Here is a 1,732-nt window from a genome sequence, read left to right on the forward strand (position 1 = left end):
AGACCTGGTCTCATAACTCTGTAGACCGGATTTGCAAGTTGGATTGCTTGTAGATGCCGACCTACTGCACCTGGTTGGCGCCGGTGATCTGATGATCGATTGCTCCCAGCAGTGCCCGCAGGTCTTTGGCCCCTTGCCCGTAGTCGACCATCGTGGTGCTTAGGCGGGGCTCGCACAGCGCCTCGATCTCAGTTCCTCCCCAATCGGCAGGGTGGAATCGTAGTGTGATGCGTTCCCCCCCCACGTCTTCATGTTCATCGACGCCGTCAATTGGGCCCCGGTGTCGGAGACTTCCACCAGGGTGAACCGCGGCAGCCCTTCACCGGCCCGACGTACGGCAGCCATGACCTGCTCCACGGGCGCCTCAACACTCAGGCGGCCCTCGCTGCGGGCCCCCTGGGAAGTGATCCCATACGTCCCGTCAGCCATCGCAGTCCGTCGGCCGCCGAACACGCCGATGATCACGCCGAAGAGCACCGGGATGGCCACCCACACCGCCACCACCCACCACTGCGTCTCGACCCAGATGCCCACGAGCAGCAGAACCAACGCTGCAGGCAAGAACCACAGCAGCGCTGACCAGCGAAACCGTGAGAATGAGGTCTGAGACTGGTCCATGCTGCCTTCCAAGATGCTGATCGATGGAGGAACCGGGGCGAGGGGTCAATCGCTACGTCAGTGCCATGCGCAGCTGCCGCCGACAGGAGGCCTCATTTGTATGACTACCAGACGGAGGTCTGGGTCAATAGCCACACATTTGCATCAGTGACCGTCCGTCCTGTCGCGGAGGCGGGCCGTTGCCCACTCCCGCCCCGGCGATCGTCCGCTGTCACTGCCGCTCCGCTTCGGGAGGCACGAGCCTGCGCATGTTGATGAGTGCGCAGGCGAGGAGCAGGAGGGCGTCCATGGTCACCGCGGTGCGGTCGTATCGGATCCCGAGGCGTTTGAAGCGCAGTACCCAGGAAATCGTGCGTTCCACCACCCAGCGATGCCGACCCAGATGGCTCTTGCTGTCGATTCCACGGCGGGCAATGCGGACCTTGATGCCGCGCCGGTGCAGGTAGCGGCGGCATCGGGGGTAGTCATAGCCCTTGTCGGCGTGGAGTTTGTCAGGCTTACGGCGTGGTCTACCCGGATGCCCGGGGCCGGAGCGCACGCCGGGATTGGTTTCTAGCAGGGGCTCAAACAACCGGCTGTCATGGGTGTTCGCCCCCGATGCCAGCACGTGCAACGGCAAGCCTCGAGCGTCAGTCAGCAGGTGATACTTCGTCCCCGATTTGCCGCGGTCTGTGGGATTTGGGCCGGTGAGCTCGCCCCCCTTTTCGCCCGCACCGACACGGCATCAATGCTGGCACGGGACCAGTCCAGGATCTGCTGCTCCGCAAGTTGCTCCAGCACGGCCACATGCAGCCTCTGCCACACGCCGGCCTCCTGCCAGTACCGCAATCTTCGCCAGGCGGTGTGCCCGGATCCGCACCCAAGAGCCAGCGGAAGATCCCGCCACCGGCACCCGGTGTGCAGGACGAACAGGATTCCCTCCAAGGCAGCCCGGTCGTTGATCCGTGGCCGTCCGCCCGGCCCCCGAGCCGGTGGAGGAGCCGGGATCAACGGAGCGATCAGTTCCCACAGCCGGTCATCGACCTTCCACGACTGCGTTCTCGTCGTCATCACGCCACAGTCAATGACGTCGAGGGCTCCGAGCAACGACCGACCGGGTTATGAGACCAGGTCT

At 64.3% G+C, this 1,732-nt stretch carries 1 protein-coding gene and 1 pseudogene; both read right to left on the reverse strand.

Features of this window, described 5'->3' with window-relative positions; genetic code table 11:
* Positions 1–159: 159 nt before the first annotated feature.
* Complete coding sequence (locus ACWCOM_RS18430; RefSeq protein ID WP_454550192.1) at positions 160–618, reverse strand: hypothetical protein; 459 nt, start codon at positions 616–618, stop codon at positions 160–162.
* A 211-nt stretch (positions 619–829) separates the two neighbouring features.
* Positions 830–1,668 (reverse strand): annotated as a pseudogene (locus ACWCOM_RS18435) (IS5 family transposase).
* Positions 1,669–1,732: the final 64 nt, after the last annotated feature.

It is taken from the genome of Kocuria sp. KH4 (assembly GCF_053711175.1).

Bases quoted from the DNA above. Each gene is read 5' to 3' on its own strand.
- ACWCOM_RS18430 (WP_454550192.1), bottom strand. From the start codon at position 618: ATGGACCAGTCTCAGACCTCATTCTCACGGTTTCGCTGGTCAGCGCTG.